This is a genomic window from Salibacterium halotolerans (genome assembly GCF_900115625.1).
GTDB lineage: Bacteria > Bacillota > Bacilli > Bacillales > Marinococcaceae > Salibacterium > Salibacterium halotolerans.
In genome coordinates this window covers 146,769-163,002 of the sequence record NZ_FOXD01000006.1, presented here as the reverse complement: position 1 = coordinate 163,002, position 16,234 = coordinate 146,769, and the positions used below count along the sequence as shown (strand labels likewise).

Genomic DNA, 16,234 nt, shown 5'->3' with positions numbered 1-16,234 from the left:
ACGGCCCCTGGAACGGCCGGGGTCCGTCGGTTTCGACAAGCAGCTGATCCGGAGGAACTGCGGACGCGAGCCGTGCCCGGGGCAAAGAAGACACGATGAGTCCCAGCGAATCGATGTCGCCCTTGTACTCCGGAGTGCAAAGAAGACACGGTGAGCCCCAGCGAACCGATGCCGCCCTTGTACTCCGGAGTAAAAGCAAAGCATTTTGGCGCAGCGGTGTATCTAAGAAACGAAGAATGCCGAACGATTTTTTTAAATCGTTCGGCATTCTTTTATCTTATAAAGGGTTTGTCCCAGTCTCTTTGTATAGAATCCTATTTATCCTGTGACAGCTGCTGGATGCGCCGGTTGAAACACCATTGTCCGTAAAGAAGACGGACGGTGTGTTCGAACATTTCGGCTCTGGATATCATGCCGCCGGTAAAGATACCGACGGCGCCTTCCTGCTGACTGACATTATGACGGTTGGTGTAGTCGTTCATGACGGTTTTTAACTCTCTGCCTGCGTGCAGTCCGGCGGCAATGCCTGAGGGCAGTTTTATTTTTGCTCCGGCCGCTGTAATCACGCGCCGGCTGCTGTCGGTCAGAGCTCCCCAGTTACAAAGGTACAGTCCATCGGCCATTTCCATCACGCCGCCCTCCAGACCTATACCCGCGTCAGCTCCTTCCGCCAGAACAGCGGCGGCGCGGTGCTCAGCGCCTGCTTTCGTTTCTTCATCCGAAAAAGGCTGCAAGGACACTCCGCTGCCTGTCTCAAACCCTTGAATGTCATAATCTTCATTTCCGAAAACAGCGGACACTGCTTTCAGCTTTGCTTCATTGGTGGAACCAACACCAAGAATCATAGTCATCAGAGCGTCAGACTCCTTTGCGGATGGCATCAAGGGCACTGTTATCTGTCATCTGCACGAGCTTCACAAGCAGTTCTTTCGCTGCGGCATAATCATCCACATGCAGAATCGAGCCCGATGTATGAATATACCTTGAGCATACTCCGACGACGGCGGATGGCACGCCTTCGTTCGATGTATGTACCCGTCCGGCGTCTGTGCCTCCCTGGGATACGAAATACTGATACGGAATGTCGTTGGATTCCGCTGTATCCAGGACAAAATCACGCATACCGCGGTGGGTGATCATCGTCTGATCAAAAATCCGGAGCAGTGCTCCTTTTCCAAGATGGCCAAATGCATCATTTCCACCGGCGGCATCGTTGGCAGGGCTTGCATCCATCGCGTAAAACACGTCCGGCTGAATCATCCTGGAAGCTGTCGCCGCGCCGCGGAGCCCAACTTCCTCCTGCACCGTCGCACCGGAGTACACAATATTGGGATGATCGGTGTGCTGCAGTTCTTTCATCAGTTCAATGGACAAGCCGGCACCGTACCGGTTATCCCATGCTTTCGCCAGAATTTTCTTTTTGTTCGCCATCGGCGTAAATGCACCCGCGGGCAGAATCGGCTGTCCCGGTTTCACTCCGATGTTCTCGGCGTCTTCTTTGTCATCGGCTCCGATGTCGATATACATTTTTTTCATCGGCATCGGTTTCTGACGCTGGGATTCTTCCAAAAGATGCGGCGGTATCGATCCGACCACGCCGGGAACGGCTCCTTTATCGGTCATGACTTCCACTCTCTGTGCCAGCAGCACCTGGCTCCACCAGCCGCCGAGCGGTTCAAACTGAATCATGCCTTTTTTGTCGATGTTGGTGACCATGAAGCCGACCTCATCCATGTGTCCGGCGGCCATCACTTTCGGGCCGCCTGCATCTCCGGTTTTTTTCCCGAAAATACTGCCCAGTTTATCCTGCACCACCTCGTCACTTAAAGGCTGCAGTTCTTTTTTCATGTAATCTCTAACCGGCTTTTCAAAACCGGGGGCTCCCGGCAGTTCGGTTAACGTCTGGAACATCTGTTTCGTTTCTTCGTTCATAGTCGGCTCCTTTCCGCTCCTGTTTTCCCTTTTTATTCTATCGGAAGCGTCCTTCATTTTCTACCGATATACATCTTAACGTTTGGAATGAGATGAATTTTAAGCTATACTTGAGGGAAATGAGATAGAAAAGGCAGGGATAACATGAAAGTAAGAGATATTCTCATTGGAGCAGGTGTTGGTCTCGCAGCCGGGTACGCATTGAAAGAGTACACCGGAAACAGCCACATCACTCCCGAAAAAGCACTGAAGACCGTTAAGGAAAACATTCAGGATCATATACCTGTCAATGGATCATGGATTCACATGACCGCCGAAGACTACATGAAAGACGATCTCGAATACAAAGTGTACCGCGGCGGTATTTCGAGTACCAAAGAAGGCGAAACAAAACAGATGGATTTCATCGTCGACGCTAAAACAGGCACCATCCTGGAACTTACATCATAATTAAAAACGGAGCCCTGCGCAGGCTCCGTTTTTGCTTATTTGACCGGTCTTTTCAGAAATCCTACTAAAAGCGTCGTTACGATTGTTCCAATCAGTACCGCGGCTATATAGAGAAGTGGATTGGTTCCCTGAATAGTCGGGACAACAAAGACACCGCCATGGGGAGCCGGTAGTCCGGCGCCGAACAGCATCGCAAAAGCTCCGGCAGTTGCAGCTCCTGCGACAGACGCCGGAATGATACGTCCGGGGTCCGCTGCGGCAAATGGAATCGCTCCTTCGGTAATGAAGAATGCTCCCATAAAGTAACTGGAAAGGCCGGCGTCTCTTTCTTCTTTCGTAAACTTATTTCGAAACAGGCTCGTTGCCAGGGCAATGCCGAGCGGCGGCACCATACCGCCTGCCATAATCGCTGCATGCGGAGCGAAGTTTCCGGCGTCGATCATGGCAATGCCGAAAGTGAAAGCCGCTTTGTTGACAGGACCCCCCATATCTATCGCCATCATACCACCGAGAATGAGTCCGAGAAGAACAATATTACCGGTTCCCATCCCATTCAGCACATCCTGCAGGGCGGTATTCAGCCAGCTGACCGGCGGATTAATGACAACTGCCATTAACAGCCCGACAATGAAAATATTCAGTACAGGGTAAAAGAGAATCGTCTTGATACCGTCAAACACTTTCGGCAGACCAGCCAGTGCCTTTTTCATCAGATTCGCTGTATAACCGGCCAGGAAGCCGGCGATCAAGCCGCCGAGAAAACCGGCGCCTCCGGTCGTTGCTATAAACCCTCCGATCATACCAGGCGCAAAACCGGGGCGGTCGGCAATACTCATCGCGATAAAGCCGGCAAGAACGGCAACCATCAGCTGAAAGGCATGATCGGCCCCAATAGAATTTAATGTAGCTGCAAAAGCATTATAATCTTGATGTCCCGGTTCGGCTGAATGAATACCGAAGAAGAAAGATACGGCCATAAGCACGCCGCCGCCGACAACAAATGGCAGCATGTTCGACACCCCGTTCATGAGGTGCTTGTAAAAACCGGTCCGCCCTTTGCTGTCGCTCGAACTGTCTTCCTCTGCCGATCCCTTCGCATGATAAACAGGTGCCTGACCGCTTGTGACCTCATCAATCAGCTCTTCGGGGCGCTTCATCCCGTCAGAAACCCCATTGATTGATACCGGTCGGCCGTCAAACCGCGTCATTTCCACTTTTGTGTCCGATGCGATTATGATACCGTCGGCGGCTGCGATTTCTTCCGGCGTTAAGGCGTTGCCGATACCATCGGAGCCATTGGTTTCCACTTTAATGGATAAACCTTTCTCTTTTGCCTTTTCTTTTAACGCATCTGCTGCCATGAAGGTGTGGGCAATACCTGTCGGACAGCCTGTAACAGCAAGAATCTCCGGTGTTGTGCGTTCCTTTTCGTTCGACTGCTGCACCTGCTGCTCTTCTTCATCGGCACCAAGCTTCTCTTCTTCTTTCTGATCAACGAGTGTCAGAACCTCATCTTCTGAAGAAGCCTGCAGCAGGTCCTGACGGAACGTTTCATCCATCAGCAGCGTCGACAGCCTCGACAGTGTCTGCAGGTGATCCTGATTGGCTCCCTCACTTGCCGCAATCATGAAAAACAAATGCGCCGGCTGACCGTCGAGCGATTCATAATCCGTTCCTTCCTGCGACCGTCCAAAAGCAATAGCCGGTGTCTTCACGGCCTGTGTCTTAGCGTGGGGGATCGCGATTCCTTCCCCGATGCCTGTTGAACTCTCTTTTTCCCTTCCATGGATTGCTTCTTTAAACGCCGATGGATCGGACAGATTCCCTGCTTTATCCAGCACGTGTACCAGTTCATCGATGACACCGTCTTTGGAATCAGCCCCAAGATCCAGAACCATCGTGTCTTTTTGAAGCAGTTCTGTAATTTTCATAGTATGTCACCCCTTTACGAATTCCCGAACGTCGTAATGTCTATTTCCCCTTGAAGCTTTTTCACTTCCTCTTCCGTGCAGAACGTTTCTGAAAACGCCGTGGCGCTCCCTGCGGCTGAAGCATAAGCGAGTATATCCTCCGGTTTCGGGTGGACCTTCAATGCTTTAATAAAACCAGCTGTGAGCGAGTCGCCCGCTCCCACAGAATTCACCGCTTTACGCCTGGGAGGCACAGCACGGCATGCTCCGCGCGGATGCAGGTAGACGGCCCCTTCACCGGCCATGGAAATAATAACGTGCTCGATCCCGTGTTCTTCCATCAATTTTCTGCCGTAATAGACTGCGTCTTCCGGCTTTTCAATAGTAACGTCATACAGTTCTCCAATCTCGTAATGATTTGGCTTAATAAAAAACGGCGCTGCCTGGACTGCTTTTTTCAACGGCTCTCCGCTCGTATCAAGATAAACTCTCACGTTTTGGTTTTTCAGGGTATTCATCAGCTCTTCGTAGCATCCCGCAGGAAGCGAAGCAGGCAGACTGCCGGCGATAACAACCTCATCCTCGGCGGTCAGTGGTTCCAGATTTTCTTCGAGCGCTTTCCTGTCGGATTGTCTCACTTCCGGCGAGACACCGTTTACTTCCGTTTCCCCGGCTCCTCTCAATTTGACATTAATGCGGGTATCTCCATCCACCGCTGTAAAATCAGTCGAGATGCCTTCCTGTTGAAGCATGTCTTTTATATAATCACCGGTAAAACCTCCGATGAAGCCGAGTGCGGTACTCGGCACGCCGAGACGTTTCAACACCCGGGAGACGTTGATTCCCTTCCCTCCCGGATATTTGATATCTCTTTCGGACCGGTTCACGGTTCCCTCCTGAAATCCGGGAACGTCCACAACATAATCCAGGGCGGGATTAAGCGTCACGGTATAAATCATAGTTTCACAACCTTTACTTCTGTTCGCTGCTGCAGCTGATCCAGATATTTTTCGTCCATACTGTCCGACGTCAGCACTGCTGCTTTCTCCAGTTGTGCGACGCTTGCAAACGAAGTCTCCCCCATTTTGGAAGGGTCGGCCAGCACCCACGATTTCGAGGACAACGACAGCGCTGTTTTTTTCACAAATGCCTCTTCGGGGTCCGGAGTGGTGTAACCGTGTACGGCGTCCACTCCATTCATCCCGAGAAAACACGTATCAAACCGGAATTCATGCATCGACATGACGGCTTTTTCCCCCGTCAGCGCCGATGTTCCCGGTTTGGCTTTTCCGCCGGTAACGTAAGTCTGAATGCCGCGTTCCAGCAGAAGCGGGACGTGGGGGATGCCGTTTGTTACGACGATGATTTCCTTCCCGGTGAGATGCGGAATCATTTCCACCGTCGTTGTACCGGCATCAAGAAATATACAATCCCGTTCTTTCACGACGGATGCCGCTTCTGCTGCAAGCGCCTTTTTATCTTTTTGATTGGTGCTTTGCTTTTCTGCAATCGAAGGCTCTTCCAGTTTTCGTTTTAAAAGAGAAGCTCCTCCGTGTAAGCGTTTTATATAATGTTCAGACTCAAGTTCGGTTAAGTCCCGCCTGATTGTCGACTCGGATGCACCAACAGTGGAAACCAGCTCCTGCACGGACACGGTTTCCCTGGACTGCAGGACGTTTAGTATCTGTTCTTTTCGTTCCACATGAAGCATGATACGACCTCCTCTCATGTTCAAAGGAAACGCTTACTATTATTATCTTTCTATATTATATAATCATTTTCGTTCAAAATCAATCATTATCAATCATATTTTTTATTAATTTGACTGAATTCAATCAATAACGGTCACATCGCGGCTGATTGAGAGGGATTGTGCACCTTAGATATGCTCTAACGGTTACTTTTTTCATTTTTTCGTAAAAAGTACCCTTCAGGCCGCATCTGACACCCACATTTTCTTCCAGTACCCTGAAAAGTGATGCTAAGCGTAATTACAAAAAAAGATGACTCCTGCTTCTCACAGAAATCATCTTTCCCGTTATTCCGCGTTATTCACGAGTACCTGCTGCCGGGTACCGCCCTCTTCATCAAACTGAACCGCCCGGTGCCTGTAGTCATGATAAAACGTGAACCAGGCACGGTTGTTGTATCCATAATCCATATACCGCTGTTTTACCGCTATAGAATCCATCGGGTAATCATCGTAGGCGGTGACCCATAGTACAGGCTGATGGGCAAGCGTCGGCATATTATCCGCCATATGGATAAGCGTCTCTTCCCCTTGCTCCATGGTAACAATACTCATGCCCCGGCTGTGGCCGCCGGTCTTCTGCATCGTTATCCCTGGCGCCGGGTTGTATGTGTCCTCGTACGTTTCCACGTGATTGCGCACCGGTTTCCAATTTTGTTCCCAGTACGTGTTGGCAGACCGGATATTTGGGTTGGTCGTCTCTTCCCACTCTTCAGCGGAAGTCCGGATGACCGCGTTCTCAAATACAGGAACATCCTCTCCGTGCTGATGCTTAACAAGCCCGGCCGCATGGTCATAATGCATGTGCGTCATGAGAACGTCATCAATGTCCGCCGTCGTTAACCCAAGCGCATGCAGATCCTCTGCAATCTGTGATTCCTGTGTGATGCCGAAGTTGCGCTTTTGCTTCTCCGTGAATCGGTCATTGCCAATGCCCGATTCTATCAGCATTGTTCTGCCGTTTCCCTGCACCAGAATCGGATCACAGCGCGTCTCGACCTGATTGTTTTCGTTTACCGGATACTTCCGGGACCACAGGGGCTTCGGTACAACCCCGAAGATGGCACCGCCGTCCGGATGCGTCACGCCGCCCCGCAGCCACGTCAGCGTATAATCCCCGATTGTCAGCTGCTCCATGAAAACCCTCCTATTCCTCTTTTTTATCGTTCGGAAAGAATGCTTCCAGTCTGTAAATCGGCTGCCCTTTCTGATAAAACTTCCGCTCGTATTCTGTCATAATATTATGTTCCATGCCGCTGTTATGAAGATCAAGGGAAATATTTTTCAGTATCATTCCGTATCGGGACATGCTTTCCAGACTGTATTCAAATAAGACTTGATTATCGGTTTTCATGTGGATATCCTGTTCGTTTTTCAGCACCTTCTCGTAAAGGGACAGGAATGTTTTATACGTCAGGCGCCTTTTTTCATGCCTGTTTTTCGGCCACGGATCCGTGAAATTAATAAACAGCCTGTCCACTTCCTTTTCACCAAAAAAATCAAAAAGGTTCAGGACGTCCCCGTGAATGAAACGGACATTTTCCCGCCTGTCATGTAGAATCCGCTGCAGTCCGGTGACGAGAACACTCTCATACTTTTCCATTCCTATGAAATTGATATCCGGATACGCGCGGCTCATTTCATCAATGAATTTTCCTTTACCGGTACCAAGTTCGACATGGACCGGGTTGTCGTTACCAAACAGTTCTCTCCAGCCTTGTGCCACCTGAGAGGCATCCGAAATCACCAGCTCCGGATGCTGCTGGATCCAGTCGTTCGCCCAAGGTTTACGGCGCAGTCTCATGTATGCTCCCTCCTGTTTCATCATTCCTGTCGTTTCTGTTGCTTTAAGCATCGAGCGCCGGATGTTAGAAAAGTCCGACCCACCGGGCCGGACTTTTCTATCGTATGAATACGTTTTGCCAAAACCTGTACAACCTGTGGAAGTTTTTTACACGGTGCCGTATACGAGCCGGCGGAGGTAATCCGTCCACGAGGCTGCTTTTTGATTAAATCCCCTGCTCCGGTGATACAGAGCCCGCTCCAGTGCATCTGCCGTCACATACCAGTGCATCCGCCTTTTCAGGTTATTTGTAAGAGCCAGTCCGTAATGGCGCAGCCACTGTTCCCACTCTGACACCGGTATATATTCATACAGGAGCAGCCCGAGGTCAAACGCGGGATCGGCGACCGTGGCACCGTCCCAATCAATGAGATACAATTCATTGCTGGAATTAATCATCCAGTTATTATGATTAATATCGCAGTGACAGACAACCATCGGGGAAGACACTACTTCCGAATAAGCAGCAAGCAGGTAATGAAGAGCCTCCTGAAATAACGGGGGAAACGTATCATCCAGCTGCATCTGTGATTTTAAGTTTTCAATGATGATCGATGGAGTCAGCGGCTCATTTCCGATCCGCTTGAACATATCAAGCAGTTCGCTGGATGCATGTATTTTGCTCAGGAGACCGGCAACATCCGCGCGGTTCATGTCGGAGGCACGCAGTTCCCGTCCGTGCACCCATCGCTGCGCTGTGATGACGTCACCATTTTCCAGGCGTTTGGTCCATAATAACTTTGGAACGATACCTTCGGCAGAAAGCACTGCTAAAAAAGGGGAGGAGTTGCGTTTTAGAAACAGCTTCTGCTCTCCGGCCCAGGCAATATAAGCTTCGCCGGTCGTTCCACCTGCGGGTTCAACGGTCCATTCATTTCCAAGTAGAAGTTCCAATACCTTCACCCTCGTTTTACAGTTTCCTCTTTACAGCCACTATGTCCAGCAGAAGTTCGTCTGTTTATCTAATATTGTTTATTTATTCCGGAATCCTGTATAAAAGCGCATGATATGAGGATTCTTTCGTTTTTCGCCTGTGTGGCAGGTCGTAAAAGAGCGAATCGTTTTTAATAGTATCAAAGTTTTTGTTTTATCGTCAACGACAACCTTTGTTCGCGCTTCTGCCGGAAAGAAGCCTCTCCCGGCGTTTTGGCGTACGTTCGATCTCCTTCTTTTTTTTAACCGGCAGGAGTGATATAGTTAAAAACGTATGAGAGATTTGTAATTGGAGGCTCATTGTCATGCACGAAACCCATCTTTCCAACCGGGCCCGGCTTTTAATATCCTGCCCCGACCAGCCCGGTATTGTAGCCGCTGTGTCGCAGTACCTGCAGGAGCAGCAGGCAAATATTGTACAATCCGACCAATACAGCACCGATCCGGAAGGCGGAACATTCTTCATGCGGATTGAATTTAACCTGCCATCCTTCGAGGAACGATTCGAGCGCGTTCTTCAGGATTTTGCTCCCATTGCCGATTCCTTTCAAATGAATTGGCGGATTGAGCAGGAGCGCAGACGCAAGAAAATGGCTGTCTTTGTATCCAAAGAAGACCATTGTCTACTGGAGCTCTTATGGCGCTGGCGCTCCGGTGAGCTGGAAGTGGACATCCCGGTCGTCATCAGCAACCATGACCAACTGCGTGATATTGTCGAAAGTTACGGCATTGCGTTCCGGCATATTCCGGTGACCAAAGAAACAAAACTTCAGGCGGAACAACAGCAAAAAGAAGTAATAGATGCGTATGATATTGATTTCATCGTACTGGCGCGCTATATGCAGATTCTTTCTCCTTCGTTTGTGGAGTCGTTTCAGCATAAGGTCATTAACATCCATCACTCTTTTCTGCCGGCGTTTATCGGCGCCAACCCTTATCAAAAAGCGTTTGACCGCGGCGTAAAGCTAATCGGTGCAACCGCGCACTATATAACGGACGATCTTGATGAAGGACCGATTATTGATCAGGAAGTTCTCCGTGTCAATCACCGTTATGCAGCGGAAGACCTCAAGATCGCCGGACGTAATGTGGAAAAAATCGCCCTTGCCCGTGCTGTGGACTGGCATATCCAGGACAAGATCCTCGTTTTCGAAAACAAAACAATTATTTTCAACTGATCACTCTTCCTCTTCGATATCTTCCAACAGCTCCCTCCGCCGAAAAGATGTCGTCAGCGTATGCTGCAGTAACGTTTCCGCCGCATACAGCTGATTTTTCTTGATCGGCGAAGGGGTTCTTTTTCTCTTTTCGAACCAGTCCTCGTGATTTCGCTTGTCCACCATTTCCACTTTCATACCGGGAGCACGGTGGTCAATGACAGCAGCCGGAGACCAAACGAGCCGGTGCAGCTCCATTTCCAGAGGGTGTTCGCTGAATACGGATTGAATCACCCGGCTCATCCGATTCAGGGAAATCACCGGATTCACGATGCGCTGCCTGCTTTTATGAACATATTCATTCCAGTAACGCCCCGATGACGTTTCAAACACACTGTTTTTATCCCCAGAAAGATAGGAAAGGCAGATAATTTCAGTCGGGCTGATAAGAATAATATCCATATCCAGCGGCGCACTGCCGACCGAGAACACCGGATAATATAAAACAAGGTAATTATCAGGCAGATAGCGGAGCAGAAATCTCAGGTTCTGGTCATATTTATAAACAGGGTTCATGCGCGATTCTTCCAGAATGGAGGCGCTTGCCCACCGCAGCTGAGCCATGAACAGCTCTTCAAAGAACATGTCCTTCAGCTCCTCGAGCGATTTTCCTTCATAAAAAAGGGAACGGTCATCAGTCTCGTACTCTGGTTCTTCTTTTTTTCCCCGGCGGTTCTGAAATTGTTTCAAACGGTTAACCGCTCCTTGAAAAAAGCCGTTTCCCGCCTCTTCCAGCCAGTCCTCCAAAGTTTCTTCCTGAATAGGTTCCGGCGCTCTTTCATTATTCACCCTTCTCCAGTCCCGTTTCATGCTCTCCCACCGCTCTTTTTTTAAGCGGGAAAAACGGCTCAGGTAGCGCTGCATATCGTTCATATACCTTGATGTATAATCTTCCAGTTTTATCAAATGAGCCATGATGACCCCTCCTTATGAAAAGAAAATCGCTGTCAGTAATGGGGTGATAAAGGAGAGAAAGAGAGCACTCAGTGTCATCGCCACCGACCCCGCCGTCCCTTCCAGTTCACTGTTTTCAAGCGCTTTTGCCGTCCCTATGGCATGGGAAGCTGCTCCAAAAGCAATCCCTTTAGCGAGAGACTGCGATATACCGGTCAAAGCAAACACGTAGGAGGCACTAACGACACCGCCTATGCCTGCAACCATGACAAAAACAGCCGCAACAGCCGGAATGCCTCCTGTCGTCTGTGCGATATCCATGGCAACCGGAGTAGTAACCGATTTGGGAAGAACGGTAGCAATTAATTCGTCATCCAGTCCCAGCCACCTTGCAGGAACGTATCCCGACAGCACTCCCGCCACCGCACCTGCCGTGACACCGGCAGTAAGCACAAACGCATATTTTTTCACCGTTTGGCGCTGTTTGTAGAGCGGCAGCGCCAGTGCGACGACAGCAGGACCAAGCAGCTTTTCAATCCACTGCCCTCCTGACATGTACGTCGAATAAGATATATCCATAGCGAGCAGAAATAGGACAATGGTAATCGTTCCGGTGACAATCGGCAGCGTCATCGGATAAGGAAAACGCCGGTAAAACCACCGGGTTCCCTGGTAGACCGCCACTGTTCCAGCCAAAGCCGCAAGTGCCGGAAGCCATTCATTCATCACGGGTCCCCCTTTTTAACAGCAGCTGTACTGTCCAGCCGGACGTAACAAGCACCAGTAGTGTGCTGATATACGCAATCACCACAAGCCATAACCCCTCGCCGGCGAATAAGGATGTATGGGCAATAATACCCGCCGTCACCGGCAGAAAAAGCAGCGGCATATGAGACAGGAGAAGGGAAGTACCCTGTTCAAGCCAAGCCGGTTTCACGATGTTCAGTGAGAAGCAGCCCAGCAGCAAAAGCATTCCGATAATGCTTCCGGGTATCATAAGCTGGAACGCTTCCTGAATCCACACTCCTGTATAATAAAAAAGAAATAATATCGCAATATGAAAGACAATTCGAATGGTCTGCATGTTTTATCCCCTACAATCCTGGTTCTCTGTCTTTTACTTTATCCCGGCCCCGGGGCAAGCGGAAAGGTTTCCACCCTCTCATATTTCGGCGTGCGGTGTGGATGCGTCCGGAAAAGGACAGCTTCTTTTACCGTCCATTCCATCGTTTCGAGCGCTGGCAGATAGTCGAAACGCTCGGAAAATGAAAAAGTTTCGGTCCACTTCCGGGCTAACGTAATGTGGGGGCGGTATTTTCGTTTCTCTTCCGTAAAGCCCGCCGAAACACAGCTTCCGGCGACACGCTGCTGGAGGTGCTGCAATTCTTCCGGACAGCTTGTATCCGCCCACAAAACCTTCGGCACCTTCCGGGGACCGAAATATCCTATTCCGCCTGCCTGCATCGTAAACACGGAAGATGCGGCACAGCTGTGGTGCAGTAATTCTATTGTCTGTTGAACAGTAGATGTATCAGCTGCACCAAGAAAAAACAGGGTAATATGGTAATCCTCAGGATGTACCCAGTTTTTAAATGAGAGGCTTGGCGCTGCTTCCCGGGTCCACGCAGCCATCTTTTCTTTTACCTCTGCGGGCAGGGCGAGTCCGGTAAAATAATGCGGTTCCATGATAATCCTCCTTCGGTGACGTTCCTTTCTTCTCCCTATTATATCGGATGATCTCCTGCTTGGCTAAACTCAGAAACAAACGGCCTCGTTTGTGCAAATAGAAGTAAAAACCGGGAATATGTTAAGATAAGTAGTGCATTCGATATGATCAAAAGGAAGTGTCCATTATGCAAGTTGTATCCAATATGTCAGATTTAGTTGGGAACACTCCCCTTGTTAAACTGAACCGGCTCCCCGCCGCCGACGGAGCCGATGTATATGTAAAACTCGAATTCCAGAATCCAAGCGGCAGCGTAAAAGACCGCGCTTCCAACAATATGATTGCGCAGGCGGAAAAAAAAGGTCTGCTGCGGCCGGATTCTGTTATCATTGAACCAACGTCGGGCAATACCGGTATCGGCCTTGCCATGAATGCGTCAGCGAAAGGGTACCGCTCTATTTTGGTTATGCCGGACACGATGTCCCGCGAACGTATTAATCTACTTAAAGCGTACGGAGCGGAAGTGGAACTCACACCGGGCAATAAAAAAATGCCCGGTGCGATTGAAAGAGCCCATGAACTGGTGGAAGAACTACCTGCAGGCTTTATGCCGATGCAGTTTGAAAATGAGGATAACCCCGATGCACACCGCGGAGGAACGGGAGAAGAAATTAAAGAAGCGATGGATGAACTCGGCAAAACGCTCGGAGCTTTTGTTGCCGCATCAGGTACGGGCGGAACCGTCACCGGAACCGGAGAAACGCTGAAGTCCTATTACCCGGAAGCAGCGATCCACGTCGTTGAGCCGAAAGGATCCCCCGTTTTATCGGGAGGAAGTCCGGGTCCGCATAAATTGGTTGGGACAAGCCCCGGATTTATACCACCGGTGTTAAACCAGGATATTTACGATTATATCTATAAAATCTCCGATGAAGATGCTTATGAAGCAGCGCGGGGACTTGCCCGGGACGAAGGGATTCTCGTCGGTCCTTCCACGGGGGCAGCCTGTTATGCCGGCATGGAGACAGCCCGTCGCATGAAGCCGAATGAAGTTGTCGTAGTTATCGCCTGCGACACAGGAGAACGCTACCTCTCCACCGACCTCTTTCAGTACAGCGGAAATTAAAAATAGGAAGCATCACGGGATGATACCGGATGCTTCCTTCTTTTTTGTAAACACTTAATAAAAAATATGACTTTTCTATATTTTTTATTAAGTGTTGCGAAAACCACTTTCATGTGCTTTGCGCATGCGCAGGAAATATTGTATAATGCAGTTACAACATAAGGGGCCATTGATAGGTTGGAAATACATTTGTACCATTTATGCTTTGGCTGATATCACACTATTTCGTCACACCATGACCGCTGCATCGTTTTCCTGTCAATGCAGATGAATAACAGCATGATACCAGTGCCCCGGGAGGCGACCTCCCCCATTCATTAAAGCTAAGGAGTGGTTTTTTGAGGCCATCAACCGACCGCATGATCACCCGGGTAAAATCGATTTATCTTTATATCAAAGAGAAAGGAACGGTGACAACGAGCGAACTGGTTGACGAATTCGGAATCACCCAGCGGACGATTCAGCGGGATCTGAATGTGCTGGAATACAATCGTTTAGTGCACAGCCCTTCCAGAGGGAAATGGACATTGACAAAGAAAAAAGTGAAAGTATCCTGATAGACTTATGACACAGGACGTATAAAGACGGAACCGCCGGGCTGTTTATTCAGCGCGGCGGTTCCTTTTTGTCACGATGATAGGCTTCGTCCAGCAGCTGCTGGACTTCTTCTTCTTCCATCTCACGGTACTCCCCGGCTTCCAACTCTTCATCAAGTTCCAGAGAACCGATCTGAATACGTTTTAAATAGAGAACCTTTTTTCCCACTGCTTCAACCATCCGTTTCACCTGATGATATTTACCTTCCCCTATCGTTATGCGGACCCGGTCCGGATCTTCCGGAAACCGCTGGAGGTCAGCCGGTTTGGTGCGATAACCATCATCAAGAGTTACACCACTGGAGAACACTTCGGCATCTTCTTTTGACGCCGGCTGATCCAGCAGTGCCTCATATATTTTCGGTACGCCTTTCTTCGGTGACGTCAGCGCATGGGAGAACTTCCCGTCATTCGTGAGCAGAAGCAGCCCCTCCGTATCCTTATCCAGCCGCCCAACCGGAAATGGGCTGCGGACGACATCTTCCCATTCCAGAATGTCCAGCACTGTTTCATGAAGCTCATCTTCGGTTGCGCAGATAACACCGGCCGGTTTATGCATCAACAGATAAATGTACTCACGGTAAACGAGCGGTTCCCCTTTCACTTCTATTTTCTGTGTGTCCGGATCCAGGTGGACCGCTCCGCTTTTCACTTTTTCTCCATCAGCCGTCACGGCTCCCTGCTTCAACAGTTTTTTGACATCTTTTCTTGTCCCAAATCCGGTATTTGCCAGTAACTTATCAGCTCTCACCCATACTCTCTCCCCTCTGCAGCCTGTTCTTCCCGGGCCTGTTTTACCCGTTTTCCTTCTCGTGAAATATTAGCCAGAATACCAATGCCTGCCATAGAGACCAGCATGGACGATCCACCGTAACTTAAAAACGGAAACGGAAGTCCTGTAATCGGCAGAAGTCCGGTTGCCGCGCCGGCGTTCACAATGGACTGGCTGACAATCTGAAAAACAATCCCGAAAGCCAGCAGCGTTCCAAATGTTTTGCGGCAGCGTATCCCCGCTTTTATCCCTCTCCAGGCAATCGTCAACAGGCAGATCAGAACAAAACCGATCCCGAAAATACCAAGCTCCTCTGCGACTATCGCCAGAATAAAGTCGGTATGAGGGTCAGGCAGATAGTGCATCTTCTGCACGCTCTGTCCAAGACCTGTACCGGTAAGTCCGCCATGTGCTATGGATATGTACGATTGGACAAGCTGATAGGCATTATCAGCGGCACGCTCCGCTGTTTCAAATGGATCACGAAAAGCTATCAGACGCTGCACACGGTAGGGTTCACTAAGCGCAAAGTACGTAATAACCCCGCCGGATAAAAGACCAAGAACTGTCAAATGCCTCATTTTTGCACCGGAGAGAAAAACAATGATCCCAGCTGTCATTAAAATGGCGGCCGCCGTACCAAGGTCCGGCTGAAGCATAATGAGTGAGAACACAACCACAACGAGCACAAGCGGAGGCAGCACACCACTGATAAACTTATTGATGTAAGCCTGTTTCTGGGAGTAAACCTGGGCCAGATAAATAATCACCGCCAGCTTCACGAATTCCGACGGCTGAATGGTTAGCGGACCGATGGAAATCCAGCTCGTTGCTCCGCGGATTGTCGTTCCGACGAGAAGCACGAGGATAAGAAGCAGTATCGTTCCGGCAATCAGAAATGGAGACAGCTTCTTCAGCCCCTCATAACGGAAGTGCATAAAAAAGAACAGCAGTACACTACCGAGAGCCAGCCAGATCAGCTGTCTTTTGAAAAAGTGTGCAGGATCATCATACATATCAATGGCAAGTGGAAAACTGGCACTGAAAATCATGATGACACCGAACATGGCCAGCAGCATAGCTGCAGATATTAACCACCAGTCATAGTCTTTGTAACGTCTCGTTTTCATAGTACCTCCAGGGTG

Annotated in this window: 18 protein-coding genes and 1 pseudogene; 4 read left to right on the top strand and 15 right to left on the bottom strand. The window is 49.6% G+C overall.

The window, feature by feature from the left end; translation table 11 throughout:
- The 3 genes and pseudogenes from BM124_RS19170 to BM124_RS07270 all read right to left on the bottom strand — a co-directional run.
- A pseudogene (locus tag BM124_RS19170) lies at positions 1 to 268 on the bottom strand (TatD family hydrolase); the annotation flags it as partial.
- A gap of 46 nt (positions 269 to 314) precedes the next feature.
- A complete protein-coding gene (locus BM124_RS07275; RefSeq protein ID WP_342028606.1) occupies positions 315 to 851 on the bottom strand; it encodes a DUF84 family protein in 537 nt (178 codons plus the stop codon).
- A 7-nt stretch (positions 852 to 858) separates the two neighbouring features.
- On the bottom strand, positions 859 to 1,932 hold the full coding sequence (locus BM124_RS07270; RefSeq protein WP_093336409.1) for a M42 family metallopeptidase: 1,074 nt from the start codon (positions 1,930 to 1,932) through the stop codon (positions 859 to 861).
- 144 nt (positions 1,933 to 2,076) lie between these two features.
- Here BM124_RS07270 and BM124_RS07265 point away from each other — a divergent pair, with 144 nt between their 5' ends.
- A complete protein-coding gene (locus BM124_RS07265; protein WP_093336408.1) occupies positions 2,077 to 2,382 on the top strand; it encodes a PepSY domain-containing protein in 306 nt (101 codons plus the stop codon).
- Between the two features lie 35 nt (positions 2,383 to 2,417).
- Here the strand turns inward: BM124_RS07265 and BM124_RS07260 are convergent, their stop codons facing one another.
- The 6 genes from BM124_RS07260 to BM124_RS07235 form a co-directional block, all read right to left on the bottom strand.
- Positions 2,418 to 4,313: a PTS fructose transporter subunit IIABC gene (locus BM124_RS07260; protein WP_093336406.1), complete on the bottom strand. Its 1,896-nt coding sequence runs from the start codon at positions 4,311 to 4,313 to the stop codon at positions 2,418 to 2,420.
- A gap of 14 nt (positions 4,314 to 4,327) precedes the next feature.
- Positions 4,328 to 5,251: a 1-phosphofructokinase gene (gene pfkB / locus BM124_RS07255; RefSeq protein ID WP_093336405.1), complete on the bottom strand. Its 924-nt coding sequence runs from the start codon at positions 5,249 to 5,251 to the stop codon at positions 4,328 to 4,330.
- Positions 5,248 to 6,003 (bottom strand): DeoR/GlpR family DNA-binding transcription regulator, encoded by a 756-nt coding sequence (locus BM124_RS07250; RefSeq protein ID WP_093336403.1) that lies wholly within the window; start codon positions 6,001 to 6,003, stop codon positions 5,248 to 5,250. Before BM124_RS07250 ends, pfkB begins: the two co-directional genes overlap by 4 nt.
- Before the next feature lie 327 nt (positions 6,004 to 6,330).
- On the bottom strand, positions 6,331 to 7,179 hold the full coding sequence (locus BM124_RS07245) for an MBL fold metallo-hydrolase (RefSeq protein WP_093336401.1): 849 nt from the start codon (positions 7,177 to 7,179) through the stop codon (positions 6,331 to 6,333).
- A gap of 10 nt (positions 7,180 to 7,189) precedes the next feature.
- Positions 7,190 to 7,897, bottom strand: a complete 708-nt coding sequence (trmB, locus tag BM124_RS07240; RefSeq protein ID WP_342028605.1) for a tRNA (guanosine(46)-N7)-methyltransferase TrmB — start codon at positions 7,895 to 7,897, stop codon at positions 7,190 to 7,192.
- A gap of 96 nt (positions 7,898 to 7,993) precedes the next feature.
- Complete coding sequence (locus tag BM124_RS07235) at positions 7,994 to 8,779, bottom strand: phosphotransferase family protein (RefSeq protein WP_093336398.1); 786 nt, start codon at positions 8,777 to 8,779, stop codon at positions 7,994 to 7,996.
- Between the two features lie 344 nt (positions 8,780 to 9,123).
- Between BM124_RS07235 and purU the strand changes: the two genes are divergently transcribed.
- Positions 9,124 to 9,996 carry a formyltetrahydrofolate deformylase gene (gene purU, locus BM124_RS07230; protein WP_093336396.1) on the top strand — a complete coding sequence of 291 codons (873 nt, stop codon included), beginning with the start codon at positions 9,124 to 9,126 and terminating at the stop codon, positions 9,994 to 9,996.
- Here purU and BM124_RS07225 read toward each other — a convergent pair whose 3' ends face one another.
- From BM124_RS07225 to thpR, 4 genes are read right to left on the bottom strand one after another with little or no spacing between them, the layout of a single operon-like run.
- A complete protein-coding gene (locus tag BM124_RS07225) occupies positions 9,997 to 10,950 on the bottom strand; it encodes a nuclease-related domain-containing protein (RefSeq protein ID WP_093336394.1) in 954 nt (317 codons plus the stop codon).
- Between the two features lie 12 nt (positions 10,951 to 10,962).
- Positions 10,963 to 11,655 carry an LrgB family protein gene (locus tag BM124_RS07220; protein ID WP_093336393.1) on the bottom strand — a complete coding sequence of 231 codons (693 nt, stop codon included), beginning with the start codon at positions 11,653 to 11,655 and terminating at the stop codon, positions 10,963 to 10,965.
- On the bottom strand, positions 11,648 to 12,013 hold the full coding sequence (locus BM124_RS07215) for a CidA/LrgA family protein (protein WP_093336391.1): 366 nt from the start codon (positions 12,011 to 12,013) through the stop codon (positions 11,648 to 11,650). The genes BM124_RS07220 and BM124_RS07215 overlap by 8 nt, the downstream gene beginning before the upstream one ends.
- Before the next feature lie 38 nt (positions 12,014 to 12,051).
- Positions 12,052 to 12,615 carry an RNA 2',3'-cyclic phosphodiesterase gene (gene thpR / locus BM124_RS07210; protein WP_093336389.1) on the bottom strand — a complete coding sequence of 188 codons (564 nt, stop codon included), beginning with the start codon at positions 12,613 to 12,615 and terminating at the stop codon, positions 12,052 to 12,054.
- A 167-nt stretch (positions 12,616 to 12,782) separates the two neighbouring features.
- On the opposite strand from thpR, the gene cysK reads away from it, so the two are divergent.
- Together cysK and BM124_RS07200 are read left to right on the top strand one after the other, a co-directional pair.
- On the top strand, positions 12,783 to 13,721 hold the full coding sequence (gene cysK, locus BM124_RS07205; RefSeq protein ID WP_093336388.1) for a cysteine synthase A: 939 nt from the start codon (positions 12,783 to 12,785) through the stop codon (positions 13,719 to 13,721).
- Between the two features lie 338 nt (positions 13,722 to 14,059).
- A complete protein-coding gene (locus tag BM124_RS07200; RefSeq protein ID WP_093336386.1) occupies positions 14,060 to 14,278 on the top strand; it encodes a DeoR family transcriptional regulator in 219 nt (72 codons plus the stop codon).
- 49 nt (positions 14,279 to 14,327) lie between these two features.
- On the opposite strand, the gene BM124_RS07195 is transcribed toward BM124_RS07200, so the two are convergent.
- Positions 14,328 to 15,068 (bottom strand): pseudouridine synthase, encoded by a 741-nt coding sequence (locus BM124_RS07195; RefSeq protein WP_093336384.1) that lies wholly within the window; start codon positions 15,066 to 15,068, stop codon positions 14,328 to 14,330.
- Positions 15,065 to 16,219, bottom strand: coding sequence for a putative lipid II flippase FtsW (gene ftsW / locus BM124_RS07190; protein ID WP_093336382.1), 1,155 nt, complete (start codon positions 16,217 to 16,219; stop codon positions 15,065 to 15,067). Before ftsW ends, BM124_RS07195 begins: the two co-directional genes overlap by 4 nt.
- Positions 16,220 to 16,234 lie beyond the last annotated feature (15 nt).